Here is an 18,364-nt window from a genome sequence, read left to right on the forward strand (position 1 = left end):
GTGGAGGTGTGGCCGCCGGTGGGTGCGGTGCGGGTTGGGGTGGAGGGGGTTTATGAGGGGTTGGCGGAGCGGGGGTATGCGTATGGGCCGGTGTTCCAGGGGCTGCGGGATGCGTGGCGTCGGGGGGACGAGGTCTTCGTCGAGGTGGCGGTACCGGCGGAGGCGGGGGGCGATGCGGCGCGTTGTGCGATCCATCCCGCTCTCCTCGACGCCGCGCTGCACGGGGTGCGATTCGGCGACTTCGTAACCGACGACGACCAGGCTTATGTGCCGTTCTCCTGGACTGGCGTCACGCTGAACGCGGTCGGTGCGACGGTCCTGCGCGTCACGCTGTCCCCGGCCGGCCGCGACGCGATCGCCCTCCGGGCCACCGACACCACCGGCGCGCCGGTCCTGTCGGCGCGCTCACTGGCCCTGCGCCCGGTCTCCGCCCAACAGCTGAACGACACGCGGGGGAGCAGGACTGATGCCCTCCATCGAGTGGAGTGGGTGGACGCGTCTGGGGCTGTGGCGGCCGGGGGTGAGGTGGCGTCGCGGACTGAGGTGGTGCGAGTGGTCTCCGAGGGTGCGGATGTGGTGGGTGAGGCGTATGGGCATGTGCTTGGGGTGTTGGAGCGGGTGCGGGCGTGGGTGGCGGATGAGGATCTGGCGGGTGAGCGGTTGGTGGTGGTGACGCGGGGTGCTGTTGATGCGGGTGGTGGTGTGGAGGATGTGGCCGGGGCGGCGGTGTGGGGTTTGGTGCGGTCCGCGCAGTCGGAGAATCCGGGGCGTCTGGTGCTGGTGGATACCGATGATGTGGAGGGTGTCGGTGGTGTTCTGCCCGGGGTGCTGGCTCTGGGTGAGGAGCAGGTGGTGGTGCGTTCGGGTGTGGTGCGGGTGCCGCGTCTGGGTCGGGTGCGGGTGTCGGGTGAGGTGTCGGGTGGGTTTGGTTCGGGTGCGGTGTTGGTGACGGGTGGTACGGGTGTGTTGGGTGGTGTGGTGTCGCGGCATCTGGTGGTGCGGCATGGGGTGAGCAGGCTGGTGTTGTTGTCGCGTCGTGCGGGGGAGACTGAGGGTGCGGCGGAGTTGCGGGCGGAGTTGGAGGGGGCGGGTGCTGAGGTGGTGATCGCGGCGTGTGATGCCGCGGATCGTGAGGCTCTGGCCGGGGTGTTGTCGGGGTTGCCGGAGGGTTTTGCGCTGAGTGGTGTGGTGCATGCGGCGGGTGTGCTGGATGACGGGTTGCTGACGTCGTTGACGCGTGAGCGGGTTGAGCCGGTGTTGCGGGCGAAGGTGGACGCTGCGTGGAATCTGCATGAGCTGACGGCCGGGATGGACCTGTCGGCGCTGGTGTTCTTCTCGTCGGCCGCGGGTGTTTTGGGCAACGCGGGCCAGAGCAGTTATGCGGCGGCGAACGGCTTCCTGGACGCGCTGGCGGCTCATCGGCGGGCGCGGGGGCTGCCCGCGGTGTCGATCGCGTGGGGCTTCTGGGAAGAACGCAGCGAACTGACCAAGCACCTGTCGGCCGACGATCTGGCGCGTGCCCACGCGGTGCCGATGCCCACCTCCCAGGCACTGGATCTGTTCGACGCGGCACTCGCCGCAGACGAGGCCATGGTCCTGGCCGCACCGCTGCACCACCGGGCATGGTCGGACGCGGACAACCCGCCCGCCGTCCTGCGCGACCTGGTCCGGCCGCGGATCCGGCGTGCGGCCGAGGCCGCCGACGCCTCCGGATCGGCCTCCGCGCTCGAACACCGGCTGACCGCCGTGGACCGTTCCGAGTGGGACCAGGTCGTACGCGAACTCGTGCGCAATCACATCGCGGCGGTGCTGCGCCATGCCTCCGCGGAGTCGGTAGACACCTCGCGGACCTTCCAGGAGATCGGCTTCGACTCGCTGACCGCGGTGGAACTGCGCAACCGGATCAGCGCGGCAACCGGCGTACGGCTGCCAGCCACCGCCGTGTTCGACTATCCGACACCGCGAGCGCTCGCCGATCACCTGCTCGCCGAAGTCCTCGGGAAGGACATCGGCGCCGCCGCCGCGACACCTGCCGGAGCCGCCCTCGTCGCCGACGATCCCATCGTCATCGTCGGGATGAGCTGCCGCTACCCCGGCGGGATCACCTCACCGGAAGCGCTGTGGGACCTGGTGCGCTCGGGCGGCGACGCGATATCCCCCTTGCCCACCGACCGAGGATGGGACCTGGACGGTCTCTACGACCCGGATCCGGACCGCCCCGGTAGGTCGTACGCCCGCAGCGGTGGATTCGTCTACGACGCGACCGAGTTCGACGCCGCCTTCTTCGGGATCTCGCCGCGCGAGGCCGCCGCCATGGACCCGCAGCAGCGGCTGCTGCTGGAAACCTCATGGGAGGCGTTCGAGCGTGCGGGCATCCCCGCCACCTCCGTCAAGGGCGAGCGGATCGGCGTGTTCACCGGGGTGATGCACCACGACTACCTCACCCGCCTGACGACCACACCGGACGGTGTCGAGGGCTATCTGGGCACGGGCGCGGCGGCCGGCGTCGCCTCGGGCCGCGTGGCGTACACCTTCGGGCTCGAGGGCCCGGCGGTCACCGTGGACACGGCCTGCTCGTCGTCGCTGGTGGCCCTGCACCTCGCCATACAGGCGCTGCGCCTTGGCGAGTGCTCGCTCGCGCTGGCCGGTGGCGTGACGGTGATGTCCACCCCCACCGTCTTCGTGGAGTTCTCCCGTCAGCGTGGGCTCGCGTCGGACGGCAAGTGCAAGGCGTTCGCGGGAGCGGCGGACGGCACCGGCTTCGCCGAAGGCATCGGCATGCTGCTGGTCGAACGGCTCTCGGACGCACGGCGCAATGGACACCCCGTCCTGGCGGTGGTGCGAGGCAGTGCGGTGAATCAGGATGGTGCGTCGAATGGTTTGACGGCGCCGAATGGTCCGTCGCAGCAGCGGGTGATTCGTCAGGCGCTGGCGAGTGCGGGGTTGTCGGCGGTGGATGTGGATGCGGTGGAGGCGCATGGTACGGGTACGACACTGGGTGATCCGATCGAGGCGCAGGCGTTGTTGGCCACGTATGGTCAGGGTCGGGATGCGGACCGGCCGTTGTTGCTGGGGTCGATCAAGTCGAATATCGGTCACACTCAGGCTGCCGCCGGTGTCGCCGGTGTGATCAAGATGGTCATGGCCATGGGCCATGGCGTGCTGCCGCAGAGTCTGCATATCGATGAGCCCACTCCACACGTGGACTGGTCCACCGGCGCGGTGCGACTCCTGGGTGAGCACACGGAGTGGCCGGAGGCCGGGCGGCCCCGCCGGGCCGGTGTGTCGTCGTTCGGCATCAGCGGAACGAACGCGCACCTGATCCTTGAGCAGGCCCCGCTGCCGACGACAGCGGAGCGACCCGACGACGCCGAGCCCGGCGATGCGAAGTCCGATGACGCGCAGTCCGATGGCGTGCGGCCCCGAGCGGCCGGGCCCGGTGCCGTGGTGCCCTGGATCCTCTCGGGTCGCGACCGGCGCGCCCTGTGCGCACAGGCGGAACGACTGCGCGCATACGTGGCGAGCCACCCGGACCGGAGTGTGGCGGACATCGGTTTCTCGCTGCTGACCAGCCGCGCGGTGCTGGAACACCGTGCGGTGGTGCTCGGCGGCGACCACGCCGAACTTTTGGCCGGGCTGACGGCCCTGGCACAGGACGAATCCGCACCGGGCGTGGTGGAGGCCCTGGACGCGGCCGAACCGGGACGCAAGGTGGTGTTCGTCTTCCCCGGTCAGGGGTCGCAGTGGGCCGGGATGGCGCTGGAACTGCTGGAGTCCGCGCCCGTGTTCGCGCGGCGGATGGGCGAGTGCGCCGAAGCGCTGGCTCCGCTGGTGGAGTGGTCGCTGCCGGACGTGTTGGCGGATGAGCGAGCGCTGGCCCGTGTCGATGTGGTGCAGCCGGTGCTGTGGGCGGTGATGGTGTCACTGGCCGAGCTGTGGCGTTCGTACGGTGTGGCGCCATCGGCGGTGGTGGGCCACTCGCAGGGTGAGATCGCGGCGGCGTGTGTCGCGGGCGGCCTGTCCCTGGCGGACGGGGCACGGGTGGTCGTACTGCGCGGCAAGGCGCTGCTCGCCTTGTCGGGCCGGGGCGGAATGGTGTCCGTTCCGGTGCCTGCCGACCGGCTGCGGGACCGGCCCGGGGTCTCCATCGCGGCGGTGAACGGCCCGTCCTCGACGGTGGTGTCCGGCGGCGACGAGGCGCTGGACGCGGTGCTGGCGGAGTTCCCGGCGGCCAAGCGCATCCCGGTGGACTACGCCTCCCACTCGCCCCAGATCGACGGCATCCGGGACGAACTGCTGAAGGCCCTGGCGCCGATCGAGCCGCGCACCGCGGCGATCCCCTTCCACTCCACGGTGACCGGACGGCCCATCGACACCGCCGAGCTGGACGCGGACTACTGGTATCGCAATCTGCGCGAGACCGTTGAGCTCGAGCGGGTCACCCGTGCGGCGGTCGAGGACGGCCATCACACCTTCATCGAGATTAGCCCCCATCCGGTGCTGACCACGGGCCTGCGCGAAACGCTCGATGACGCGGACGCGCACGGCGGCCTCGTACTGGCCTCACTGCGCCGGGACGACGGTGGCCTCACGCGCTTCCGCACCGCCTTGGCCGAGGCGTACGCACACGGTGTCGAGGTCGACTGGCTGTCGGCGTTCCCAGGCGCCCGCCGGGTGGAGCTGCCGACGTACGCCTTCCAGCGCGAACGCTACTGGCTGGACGCCCCCACCGCCGAGGCCCCCACCAGCGCGATCGACGCGGAATTCTGGGCCGCCGTCGAGCGCGAGGACCTCGAGTCGCTCGCCGCGACACTGCGCGTCGACGGGCAGCCGCTGCGCGAAGTGCTGCCCGCCCTGTCCCAGTGGCGGCGCGAACGCCGTGATGTCTCCACCATCGACTCATGGCGATACAAGATCCAGTGGAAGCCGCTCACCCCGCCCGCCACTTCGCCGACCGGCACATGGCTGGTCGTGGTCTCCCACGCCGAGGCCGAGCACGAGTGGGTCGCGGGCGTGACCGGTGCGCTGACCCGTCACGGTGCCGAGCCGCTCGTGGTCGTTCTCGGCGAGCCCGAACTGGACCGTGCCGCGCTGGCCGCCCGGCTGGGCGCGGCGCTGGCCGACACCCCCAGGGTCAGCGGTGTGGTGTCGCTGACCGCGTTGGACGAAAGCCCGCACCCCGCGTATCCCTCGGTCCCCCAGGGATACGCGATGACGTTGTTGCTCTCGCAGGCGCTCGGGGACGCCGGGGTGGAAGCGCCGCTGTGGTGCCTCACCCAGCGTGGCGTCTCGCTCGGCGATGGCGGAGGCAACGGGGGAGGCGCTGGCGGACGCGGTGACGAAGGCAACGGCAGCGGCAATGGGAACGGCACTGGTAGTGGCAGCGGCAATGGTCACGGCGAGGGCGATGGTGACCGTGATGTTGCCGTCAGTCGGAAGCAGGCCCTGACCTGGGGTCTCGGCAAGGTGATCGCCCTGGAACAGCCGCTGCGCTGGGGCGGTTTGATCGACCTGCCGGAGGGCGTGGCCCCGTATGCCCAGGACTACCTGGTCGGTGTGCTGGCCGGCACCTCGGACGAGGATCAGGTGGCGATCCGCCCGACGGGGCTCTTCGGCCGGAGGCTGGCCCACGCACCGGCCCCCGAGCGCGGCGGGGCCTGGCAACCCCGTGGCACCGTACTGGTCACCGGTGGCACCGGAGCGCTGGGCGGCCATGTCGCCCGGTGGCTGGCCGCCCAGGGCGCTGAACACGTGGTACTGACCAGCCGCCGGGGCATGGCCGCGCCCGGCGCCGAACGGCTGGCCGGGGAGCTGGAGGCGCTCGGCGCCCGGGTGACGGTGGCGGCGTGCGACGTCGGTGACCGCGACGCCCTGGCCGCATTGCTGACCGAGGTCGGCCCGCTGACCGCCGTGGTGCACACCGCGGCGGTGCTCGACGACGCCACCCTGAACTCGCTCACCACCGAGCAGCTGCAACGAGTGCTGCGCGTGAAGACCGACGGCGCGGTGCATCTGCACGAACTGACACGCGACATGGAGCTGTCCGCGTTCGTGCTCTTCTCCTCGCTTTCCGGCACTCTCGGCGCACCCGGTCAGGGCAACTACGCACCCGGCCACGTCTTCGTGGACACGTTGGCCGAGCAACGGCGGGCCGAGGGCCTGGTGGCCACCTCCATCGCCTGGGGGCTGTGGGCCGGTGACGGCATGGGCGAGGGCGGTGTGGGCGAAGTGGCCCGCCGCCATGGCGTACCGGAGATGGCACCGGAGATGGCGGTCGCCGCCATGGCTCGTGCCGTCGAGCAGGATGACACCGTCGTCACGGTCGCCGAGATCGACTGGGACCGGCACTATGTCGCGTTCACCGCGACCCGCCCCAGCCCGCTGCTGTCCGACCTCCCCGAGGTACGTGCGCTGATCGACGCCGGAGTCGGCCAGGAGGGCGCCGAACCGGGCCACGAGCGCTCGGAGTTCGCGGAACGACTCGCCGGGATGGCCGACGCCGACCGGAACCGCGCGTTGCTGGATCTGGTACGGCGCCATGTCGCGGTCGTACTCGGACACACCGGCCCGGACGCGATCGACCCCGGTCGCGCCTTCCACGAGATCGGCTTCGACTCGGTCACCGCGGTCGAACTGCGCAACCGGCTCAACCGGGCCACCGGCCTACGGCTGCCGGCCACCGTGACGTTCGACCAACCCACCCCGCTGGCGATGGCGCGGTACCTCCGTGGCGAACTGCTGCACGATGGCCAGGACCGATCGGCCCCGGCCCGCCCGGTCCGCGCGACCGGCGCGGTGGACGACGAGCCCATCGCGATCGTGGGGATGAGCTGCCGCTTCCCCGGGGACGTCGCATCCCCCGAGGACCTGTGGCGCCTGCTCGCCGACGGTTCCGACGCCATTGGCGAGTTCCCCGAGAACCGGGGCTGGGACACCGCGCACCTCTTCCACCCGGACCCCGACCACCGGGGCACCTCCTCCACCCGAGCGGCCGCGTTCGTCTCCGGGGCAGGTGAGTTCGACGCCGGATTCTTCGGAATCTCCCCGCGCGAAGCGGTGGCGATGGACCCGCAACAGCGGCTGCTGCTCGAAGTGTCATGGGAGGCGCTGGAGCGGGCCGGGATCGACCCCTCGACCCTGCGGGGCAGCGAGACCGGCGTGTTCACGGGGACGAACGGCCAGGACTACGCGTCGTTGCTGAAGGCGGACGAGACGGGTGACTTCGAGGGCCGCGTGGGCACCGGCAACTCGGCATCGGTCATGTCCGGCCGGATCTCCTACGTCCTCGGTCTCGAAGGCCCCGCGCTGACCGTGGATACGGCGTGCTCGTCGTCACTGGTGGCATTACACCTGGCGGTGCGGGCCCTGCGGTCGGGCGAGTGCTCACTGGCCCTGGCGGGCGGCGCGAGCGTCATGACGACCACCGGCATCTTCGTGGAGTTCTCCCGTCAGCGGGCGTTGGCGGCCGATGGCCGGTGCAAGGCGTTCGCGGCGGGCGCGGACGGCACCGGCTGGGGCGAGGGCGCCGGAATGCTGGTGGTGGAGCGGTTGTCCGATGCTGAGCGGAACGGCCACCGGGTGTTGGCGGTGGTGCGGGGTAGTGCGGTGAATCAGGATGGTGCGTCGAATGGTTTGACGGCGCCGAATGGTCCGTCGCAGCAGCGGGTGATTCGTCAGGCGTTGGCGAGCGCGGGGTTGTCGGCGGTGGATGTGGATGCGGTGGAGGCGCATGGTACGGGTACGACGCTGGGTGATCCGATTGAGGCGCAGGCGTTGTTGGCCACGTATGGTCAGGGTCGGGATGCGGACCGGCCGTTGTTGCTGGGGTCGATCAAGTCGAATATCGGTCACACTCAGGCCGCTGCCGGTGTCGCCGGTGTGATCAAGATGGTCATGGCCATGGGCCATGGTGTGCTGCCGCAGACTCTGCACATCGATGAGCCCACTCCACACGTGGACTGGTCCGCCGGAGCGGTGCGACTCCTGGATGAGCAGACCGATTGGCCGGAGACCGCACGGCCCCGCCGCGCCGGAGTGTCCGCCTTCGGGGTGAGCGGCACCAACGCCCATGTGATTCTGGAGCAGGCCCCCGCGCCGACCGCCGAGCCCGAGCTCTCGCTGGAACGCGATGAAACGAGGGCCGTGCCGTGGGTGGTCACGGGTGCGAGCGAAGCCGGTGTCCGCGCACAAGCCGCACGCCTCATGGCCTTTGTCGACGATCGGCCGGAACTCCGCCCGATGGATATCGGTTGGTCGCTGGTCTCGACCCGCGCGGCTCTGCCCCACCGCGCGGTGGTGGTCGGCGGGGACCGCGATGAACTCGTCCGTGAGCTGGAGGCCGTGGCCGGTGGCAGCGCCGCGATCGGCGAGGCCCGCACGCATTCCGGGGTGGTGTTTGTCTTCCCTGGTCAGGGGTCGCAGTGGGTGGGGATGGCGTTGGAGTTGGTGGAGTCGTCTTCGGTGTTTGCGGGGCGGTTGGGTGAGTGTGCGGCGGCGCTAGGGCCGTTGGTGGAGTGGTCGTTGTGGGATGTGTTGGGTGATGAGGTGGCGCTCAGTCGGGTTGATGTGGTGCAGCCGGTGTTGTGGGCGGTGATGGTGTCGTTGGCGGAGTTGTGGCGTTCGTTTGGTGTGGTGCCGTCGGTGGTGGTGGGGCATTCGCAGGGTGAGATTGCGGCGGCGTGTGTGGCGGGTGGTCTTTCTCTGGAGGATGGGGCGCGGGTGGTGGCGTTGCGGAGCAAGGCGTTGCTGGCTCTGTCGGGCCGGGGTGGGATGGTGTCGGTTCCGGTGTCTGCCGATCGGCTTCGTGGCCGTCCGGGGTTGTCGGTGGCGGCGGTGAATGGTCCGGTGTCGACGGTGGTGTCGGGGCCGGTTGAGGTGCTGGATGCGGTGTTGGAGGAGTTCCCGGAGGCCAAGCGGATCCCTGTGGACTATGCCTCGCATTCGGTGCAGGTGGAGGAGATCCGGGAGGGGCTGGCTGAGGCGTTGGCGTCGGTCCGGCCGCGTACGGGTGAGGTGCCGTTCTATTCGACGGTGACCGGTCGGCTGATGGACACCGTCGAGTTGGATGCGGGGTACTGGTACCGGAATCTGCGTGAGACGGTGGAGTTCCGGTCCGCGGTCGAAGGGCTGTTGGAGCTTGGCCATACGGTGTTTGTCGAGGCCAGTCCACATCCGGTGCTGACCATCGGCATCCAGGACACGGCCGACGCCACCGACACCACCCACACCGACATCCTCGTCACCGGATCGCTACGCCGCGACGATGGCGGCCTGGTCCGCTTCCTCAGCACCGTCGGCCGACTGTTCACCGCTGGTGTGCCCGTTGAGTGGCAGCCGCTGTTCGCCGAGGCCGGGGCGCGAAGGGGCGATCTCCCGACCTATGCGTTCCAGCATGAGTGGTTCTGGCTGGATCCGGTGCGCGGCGCGAGCGATGTGGGCGGCGCGGGCCTTGCCGGTCTCGCTCACCCCTTGGTGAGCGCGGTGTTGCCCCTGCCCGAATCCGACGGTTGTGTGCTGACCGGCTCGCTCTCGTCGGCCACCCATCCTTGGCTGCGCGATCACGCCGTGCTGGACAAGGTGTTGCTGCCGGGTACCGGGTTCGTCGAACTGGCTCTTCAGGCCGGGCTGCACCTGGGCTGCCGTACGCTGGATGAGCTGACCCTGCAAGCGCCACTCGTACTGCCCGCGCACGGCGACGTACAGATCCAGGTGGCGGTCGGCGGACCGGACGACAGCGGCCGGCGGCCGGTCACGGTGTACTCCAGGCCGGGCCAGGACCGGACCTGGGTACGGCACGCCACCGGCAGCGTCAGCCCCGGCGGTGAAACGGCCACCGTGGATCGGACGGTATGGCCCCCGGTCGACGCCACACCGGTCGACCTCACCGGTGTCTACGCTGAGATGAACACCCGGGGTTACGCGTATGGGCCCGTCTTCCAGGGGCTGCGCGCCGCATGGCGGCGTGGCGACGAGGTGTTCGCCGAGGTGGTCCTGCCCGAGACGGCCGAGAGCGACGCGGGTCGTTGCGCCGTCCACCCCGCCTTGCTCGACGCCGCACTGCACGGCGCCGTACTGGGCACGTTCGTGACCGAACCGGGCCGACCGCACCTTCCGTTCGCCTGGACCGGTGTCAGCCTGCACGCCGTCGGTGCCACCACCTTGCGGGTCGTCTTGTCGCCCGCCGGGCCGGACGCCATCTCGCTCCTGGCGATGGACGGCACGGGAGCGCCGGTGCTGACGGCGGACTCTCTGGCGCTGCGCCCGGTGTCCGAGGGCGCGCTCGGCGGCGCACACAACGACTCGCTGTTCCGAGTGGACTGGACCGAGCTCGCCCTGGCCGCCTCGGACACCTCGGATGAAGTGGCCTTCCCCGTCGTCGAGTCCTTGGCCCAGCTGACCGGGCCGGGGGCACCCCAGCCCGTACACGGGGCCGTGGTGTTCCGGCCTTTCGCCACAGAGGCTTCTGCCACAGAGGCTTCCGTCGCAGGGGCCACAGACGCCACAGGGGCCGCGGATACCACCGAGGAGAACCCGGAGGACGTCTACGCGCTCACCAGCCGTGTCCTCGAGGTCGCGCAGGCGTGGCTGGCGGACGACCGGTTCGGGGACGCCCGCCTCGTCGTGGTGACGCGGGGCGCGGTCGCGACCAGGCCCGCTGAAGACCCGGAGAGCCTTGCCGCAGCCGCGGTTTGGGGCCTCATCCGCACCGCGCAGACCGAGAACCCCGGCCGCTTTGTGCTCGTGGACACAGCGGACGAGGATCCGCCGGTGTCGTCGGTGTCGTCCGCGTCATCCGTGGTGTCCGCCTTGCCCGCGGTGCTCGCCACCGATGAGCCGCAGGTGGCGATCCGAGCAGGGAAGGCGCTGGTGCCCAGGCTGGTACGGGCCGCCTCGTCGGCGTTGCCGGTACCGGCGGAGACGGACACCTGGCGGCTGGAGGCCGACGGCCAGGGCACTCTGGAGAACCTGGTCCTCGCGCCCCACGCGGAGGCGTCCAGGCCACTTGCCGCGCATGAGATCCGGGTGGCCGTGCGCGCCGCCGGGGTCAACTTCCGTGATGTACTGCTCGCTTTGGGGATGTACCCGGACAAGGCCGGTCTGCTGGGCAGCGAAGCCGCCGGGACGGTTCTGGAGATCGGCTCCGGGGTAGCGGGAGTGGCACCGGGAGACCGGGTGATGGGCCTGTTCTCCGGCGCCTTCGGGCCGGTGGCCATCACCGATCACCGACTGGTGGCCCCGATCCCGGCGGGGTGGTCCTTCCCGCAGGCCGCCGCCACCCCGATCGCCTTCCTCACGGCGATGTACGCCTTGATCGACCTGGCCGATGTGCGGAGCGGCGAATCGGTGCTGGTGCACGCCGCGGCCGGTGGCGTCGGGATGGCGGCAGTGCAGGTGGCGCGCTGGCTGGGCGCCGAGGTGTTCGCCACCGCGAGCCCGGCCAAGTGGGATGCGGTACGCGCATGCGGGGTCGCCCCGCAGCGGATCGCCTCCTCCCGCTCGACGGAGTTCGCGGACCGCCTCCGCTCGGACGCACCGGGCGGCGTGGATGTCGTACTCAACTCGCTGACCGGCGAACTCCTCAACGCGTCGCTCGGGCTGCTGCGTCCCGGTGGACGCCTGATCGAGATGGGCAGGACCGACCTCCGGGACGCCGAGGAGGTGATGGCGCGCCACGGTGTGTCGTACCGGGCCTTCGAACTGCTCGACGCCGGTCCCGACCGTATCGGCCGACTGCTCACCGAACTGCTCTCCCTGTTCCGGCAGGGCGTGTTCACCCCGCTGCCACTGCGCGTCCAGGACGTACGCCAGGCGAGCGATGCCTTCCGCCACCTCTCCCAGGCGCGCCACATCGGCAAGCTGGCCCTCACCATCCCGCGACCGCTCTCCGGCGGCACCGCACTGATCACCGGGGGCACCGGGACACTGGGCGGTCTGGTGGCGCGCCATCTGGTGCGGGAACACGGAGTGACGGAGCTGGTGCTGGCCGGCCGCCGTGGTGACACCGCTCCGGGGGCGGCGGAGCTGCTCACCGAGCTGGAGGCCGCCGGAGCCCGGGTGCGCGTGGTCGCATGCGATGTGTCGGACCGGGAGGCGACCGTCGCACTCGTCGCCTCGCTACCGAATCTGCGCAGCGTGGTGCACACGGCCGGTGTCCTCGACGACGCCGTGATCGGGTCGCTCACCCCGGAGCGGCTGCGGACGGTACTGCGCCCCAAGGCGGACGCCGCATGGCATCTGCATGAACTGACCCGGGACCGGGACCTGGCCGAGTTCGTGTTGTTCTCCTCGGCGGCCGGAGTACTCGGTGGCCCAGGACAGGGCAACTACGCGGCGGCCAACGCCTTCCTCGACGCGCTGGCCGCGCGCCGCCGGGCACAGGGGCTGCCCGCGACCTCGCTGGCCTGGGGCTTCTGGGAGCAGCGCAGCGGACTGACCGAACATCTGACCACCGACCGGCTCACCCGGTCCGGCGTGCTGCCGCTGTCCACCGACGAGGGGCTGGCCCTCTTCGACGCCGCCCGCGCGACCGGCGACACCCTGCTGGTGCCGATGCGTTACGAACCGTCCGCACCGGGCCCCGAGCCGGTGCCCGCCCTCCTGCGTGGCCTCGTACGCGCTCCGCTCGCCCGAGCCCTTCCAGGCCCGGCCGATGGTGTCGGCAACGGTGTGACCGAGGGCCTCACCGGGCTGGCGGTGGACGAACGCCTCGGTGTCCTGCTCGACCTGGTCCGCCGGGAGGCGGCGGCCGTGCTCGGCCACGGCGGTCCGGAATCGGTGACACCGCGGCGGCCATTCAAGGAACTCGGCTTCGACTCGCTCTCCGCAGTGGAACTGCGCAACCGGCTGCGCACGGCGACCGGCCGACGGCTGGAAGCCACCCTGATCTTCGACCACCCCACTCCGGCCGCGCTCGCCCGCCACCTCGACGCCGAGCTGTTCGGCGCCACCGATGTGGCGGCGCCCGTACCGGCACCGACGGTCGCGCACCCGGCCGATGAACGGATCGCCATCGTGGGCATGAGCTGCCGGCTCCCCGCCGGGGTGGACTCCCCGGAGGCGCTGTGGACGTTGCTGATGAGCGGCACGGACGCGATATCGGAGCTGCCCACCGACCGCGGCTGGAGTCTCGACGCGCTCTACGACCGGGACCCGAGCCGGCCCGGCACGACATACGCCAAGACCGGTGGCTTCCTGAAGAACGCGGCGGACTTCGACGCGGGATTCTTCACCATCTCCCCGCGAGAGGCGCTGGCCGCGGATCCCCAGCAACGGCTGTGGCTCGAGGCGTGCTGGGAAGCCTTCGAACGCGCCGGTATCGATCCCCTCGCCCTGAAGGGCACCCGCACCGGGGTGTTCGCGGGTGCCGCTTCGACAACGTACGGCGCGGGCCAGGCCGCCGCTCCGGACGGCTCCGAGGGGTATCTGCTCACCGGGAACTCCACCTCCGTGATCTCCGGTCGCGTGGCCTACACCCTCGGCCTCGAAGGCCCCGCCGTCACCGTGGACACCGCGTGCTCGTCCTCGCTGGTCAGCGTGCACTGGGCGTGTGAGTCCCTGCGCAGGGGCGAGAGCACGCTGGCGCTGGCGGGCGGCGTGGCGGTGATGACGACACCGGACCTGCTGGTCGAATTCTCCCGCCAGCGCGGACTCGCACCGGACGGGCGGTGCAAGTCGTTCGCCGCCGCCGCTGATGGCACCGGGTTCGCCGAAGGCGCCGGAGTGCTCGTCCTGGAACGGCTCTCCGACGCCGAGCGGAACGGCCACCAGGTGTTGGCGGTGATCCGTGGCTCCGCCGTCAACCAGGATGGCGCGTCCAACGGCCTGACGGCGCCGAACGGTCCCTCGCAGCAGCGGGTGATCCGGCAGGCGCTGGCGAACGCCGGGCTGGCCTCCCGAGACGTGGACGCGGTCGAGGCGCACGGTACGGGTACGACACTGGGTGATCCGATCGAGGCGCAGGCCCTGCTGGCCACCTACGGCCAGGACCGGGATCCGGATCGGCCACTGCTGCTGGGCTCAGTGAAGTCCAACATCGGACACACCCAGGCGGCCGCGGGCGCCGCCGGACTCATCAAGATGGTTCTGGCGCTGCGCAACGGCATACTGCCACGCACCCTGCACGTCGACGAGCCCTCCCCGCACGTCGACTGGTCCGCCGGGGCCATGGAGCTGCTGACCGAGCAGACCGAGTGGCCCGACCGGGACCGCCCGCGCCGGGCCGGGGTGTCCGCGTTCGGGGTGAGTGGCACCAACGCCCATGTGATCCTCGAACAGGCCCCGGAACCGGACGAGAACGGCGAGCCGGGCACCGGCCGGTCGGGGTTGCCCGCGGTGCCCTGGGTGTTGTCGGGCGCGGGAGCGGCCGGGCTGCGGGCCCAGGCCCAGCGGCTGGCCTCCTTCGTACGGGAGAACCCCCAGCTCGACCCCGTGGACGTGGGCTGGTCCCTGGTCGCGACCCGCGCTGCCCTGTCGCACCGGGCGGTGGTCGTGGGCGCGGACCGCACGGAACTGCTGCGCGAGCTGGACGCGGTGCAATCCGTGGGCGCCGCCGAGGCGGGGCGCGAAGTGGTGTTTGTCTTCCCGGGTCAGGGGTCGCAATGGGTGGGGATGGCGTTGGAGTTGGTGGAGTCGTCTTCGGTGTTTGCGGGGCGGTTGGGTGAGTGTGCGGATGTGTTGGCGCCGTTGGTGGAGTGGTCGTTGTGGGATGTGTTGGGTGATGAGGTGGCGCTCAGTCGGGTTGATGTGGTGCAGCCGGTGTTGTGGGCGGTGATGGTGTCGTTGGCGGAGTTGTGGCATTCGTTTGGTGTGGTGCCGTCGGCGGTGGTGGGGCATTCGCAGGGGGAGATCGCGGCGGCGTGTGTGGCCGGTGGGTTGTCCCTGGAGGATGGGGCGCGGGTGGTGGCCTTGCGGAGCAAGGCATTGCTAGCCCTGTCGGGCCGTGGCGGGATGGTGTCGGTTCCGGTGTCTGCCGATCGGCTTCGTGACCGTCCTAGGTTGTCGGTGGCGGCGGTGAATGGTCCGGTGTCGACGGTGGTGTCGGGTGCCGTCGAGGTGCTGGACGCCGTGCTGGCGGAGTTTCCGGAGGCCAAACGGATCCCCGTGGACTACGCCTCGCATTCCTCGCAGGTGGAGGAGATCCGGCGGGAGCTGGCTGAGGCGCTGGCGTCGGTCCGGCCGCGTACGGGTGAGGTGCCGTTCTATTCGACGGTGACCGGTCGGCTGATGGATACCGTCGAGTTGGATGCGGAGTATTGGTATCGGAATTTGCGTGAGACGGTGGAGTTCCGGTCCGCGGTTGAGGGGCTGCTGGAGCTTGGTCATACGGTGTTTGTCGAGGCCAGTCCGCATCCGGTGCTGACCGTCGGCATCCAGGACACCGCCGACGCCACCGCCACCGACATCGTGATCACCGGTTCGCTCCGCCGGGACGAAGGAGGCGTCCGGCGGTTCCTGATGTCACTGGCCGAGGTGTGCGTCCGTGGTGTCGAGGTCAACTGGTGGAGGGCCTTCGACGGCGCCGGCGCTCGGCGAGTCGACTTGCCCACTTACGCGTTCCAGCGTGAGCGGTTCTGGTTGACGCCACCGACGGGCACGGGCGATGCGTCCGGGCTGGGCCTGGGCGCCGTTGACCATCCCTTGCTGGGCGCGGCGGTGCCTCTCCCGGACGCGGATGGCTGTGTGCTGACCGGTGCGCTGTCGCTGGCCGGGCAGCCATGGCTGGCGGACCACTCCGTCCTCGGCATGGTCCTTCTGCCGGGCACCGCGTTCGTGGAGCTCGCGTTGCAGGCGGGGGCGCGGTTCGGCTGCGACACGCTGGAAGAGCTGACGCTGCATGAGCCGCTCGTCCTGCCCGAGCAGGAGACCGTGCAGCTCCAGGTGTCGGTCGGCGGCCCGGATGACCTCGGCAGCCGCCCCTTCACGGTGTTCTCGCGCCGTGAGGGCGACTGGACACGCCACGCCGGAGGCACCCTGTGCGTGGGCGAGCATGGCGATCCGCCTGCGAATCCGTCGGTGTGGCCACCGGCCGATGCCCGGCCGGTGGATGTCGCCGAGCTGCACATGACGATGGCCGAGCGGGGCTATCAGTACGGACCCGCCTTCCAGGGCCTGCGGAAGGCTTGGATCCGCGACAGCGAGGTGTTCCTCGACGTCGCGTTGCCCGAGTTGGTGAGGGGCGACGCCGCCCGCTGCGGAGTTCATCCCGCGTTGCTGGACGCGGCCCTGCAAGGCATCGGCCTTGGCGCCTTCGTCAGCGAACCGGGCCGGGCCCATCTTCCCTTCTCCTGGAGCGGGGTGACCTTGCACGCGGTGGGCGCCACCACCGTGCGGGTGACGCTCAGCCCGGCCGGACCGGACGCGGTGGCCATCCGGATGACGGACACCATCGGGGCGCCCGTGCTGTCGATCGACGCCTTGGCGATGCGCCCGCTCGCGGAGCAGCGGCTGCTTGAGGCGGGCGGCCGCCGTGGCGACGCATTGTTCCGGCTGGACTGGACGGAGCTTCCCGTCTCCACGGGGGCCACTGGCTCGCGGGCCCTGTCCTGGGGCCTGCTGGGCGGCCACGACGAGCCCCGACTCACGGCCGCGCTGACCGCGGTCGGTGTGTCGCCACAACGCCACCGGGACCTCGCCTCCATCGACCAGGTGCCCGATGTGTTGGTCCTGCCATGTCTGCCCGAGGCGGATGACGGCCCGGCCCCGGAAGCCACCTCGTCCACTCTCGGCCGAGTGCTGGAAGTGGTGCGGGAGTGGCTCGGGGACGCGCGGTACACCGATACCCGCCTGGTGGTGCTCACCCGCCGTGCGGTGGTCACATCCACCGGTGACGACGTGGAGGATCTGGCGGCGGCCGCCGTACGGGGGCTCCTGCGCACCGCACAGCAGGAGAACCCCGACCGGCTCGTCGTGATCGACCATGACGACTCGGACCTTGGGGTACTGCCCGCGGTGCTCGCGACAGGGGAACCCGAAGCGGCCATCCGGGCCGGTACGGTGCTGGTGCCCAGACTGGTCAAGGCGGCCGTACCGGATGGGAAAACCCCTGCCTGGGACACGGGCACCGTACTGATCACCGGCGGGACGGGGACACTCGGCGGCCTGGTCGCCCGCCATCTGGTGACCACCCATGGCGCGCGTGACCTGGTGCTGGCCAGCCGCGGAGGTGACACCGCGCCCGGTGCCGTGGAACTGGCCACCGAGCTGGAGGCGCTCGGCGCCCGTATCCGCGTCGCCGCCTGCGATGTGGCCGATCATGCCCAGCTGACCGCGCTGCTCGACACCATTCCGGCGCTGCGCGCCGTCGTCCACACCGCCGGTGTGGTGGACGACGGTGTCATCGGCTCGATGACCGCCGACCGCTTGGAGGCCGTCCTACGGCCGAAGGCGAACGCGGCGTGGCACCTGCACGAGCTGACCCGCCGACTGGACCTGGACGCGTTCGTACTGTTCTCCTCCGCCACCGGAGTGCTGGGCAGTGCGGGACAGGGCAACTACGCCGCGGCCAACGCCTTCCTCGACGCGCTGGCCGTGCACCGGCGGGCCCAGGGGCTCCCCGCGGTGTCCGTGGCATGGGGCCTGTGGGAGCAGCGGAGTGGCCTGACCGCACATCTGTCGGAGCAGGACATGGCCCGTATGACCCGCACGGGCGCCGTTCCACTCTCCGACGAACGCGGTCTCGAACTGTTCGACGCCGCGTGCCGGAGTGGCGAAGCCACGCTCGTGGCCACTCCGTTGCACCTTCGTGCGGTGGCGGCCACCGGTACGGTGCCGCCCGTGCTGAGCGCGCTGGCACCGGCCCTGCCGCGCCGGGCCGCCGAGGCCGGTGACGGTGGGGTGGCCCTGCGGCAGAGCCTGGCCGAGATGTCGGGTGCGGAACAGAGCCAGACCGCACGGGAGTTGGTACGCGGACACGTCGCCGCGGTGCTGCGGCATCCGGACGGGTCGGCGATCGACCCGGCGCGGACCTTCCAGGAAATCGGCTTCGACTCGTTGACCGCGGTGGAGCTGCGCAACCGGCTGGGTGCCAGCACCGGAATCAGGCTGGCCGCGACCGCGATCTTCGACTATCCGACACCTGCCACGCTGGCGGAGCATCTGCTCGCCGAGATCGTGCCGGAGACCGCCGACCCGGTCGCGGCCCGGCTCGGCGAGCTGGACAAGGTGGCCGCCATGATTTCGGCGATGGGCGAGGACGACACCCTGCGCGAGCAGTTGTCCTCTCGGATGGAGACCATCGTTGCGATGTGGGCCGACCTGCACCGTCCGGAGCGGTCGAGCAGGGTTGGGCGGGACCTCGAATCGGCCTCGCTCGACGACATGTTCGGAATCATCGACCAGGAACTCGATGGGTCATGAGCAGCGAGAA

Annotated in this window: 1 protein-coding gene; it reads left to right on the forward strand. The window is 70.8% G+C overall.

Annotated features, from left to right (window positions below):
* Positions 1 to 18,354, forward strand: an 18,354-nt coding sequence (locus AB0E24_RS40735) for an SDR family NAD(P)-dependent oxidoreductase (protein WP_435865380.1), incomplete at its 5' end; no start/stop codon positions are given.
* Positions 18,355 to 18,364: the final 10 nt, after the last annotated feature.

The sequence above is a fragment of the Streptomyces malaysiensis subsp. malaysiensis genome (assembly GCF_040653035.1).
Taxonomy (GTDB): domain Bacteria; phylum Actinomycetota; class Actinomycetes; order Streptomycetales; family Streptomycetaceae; genus Streptomyces; species Streptomyces malaysiensis.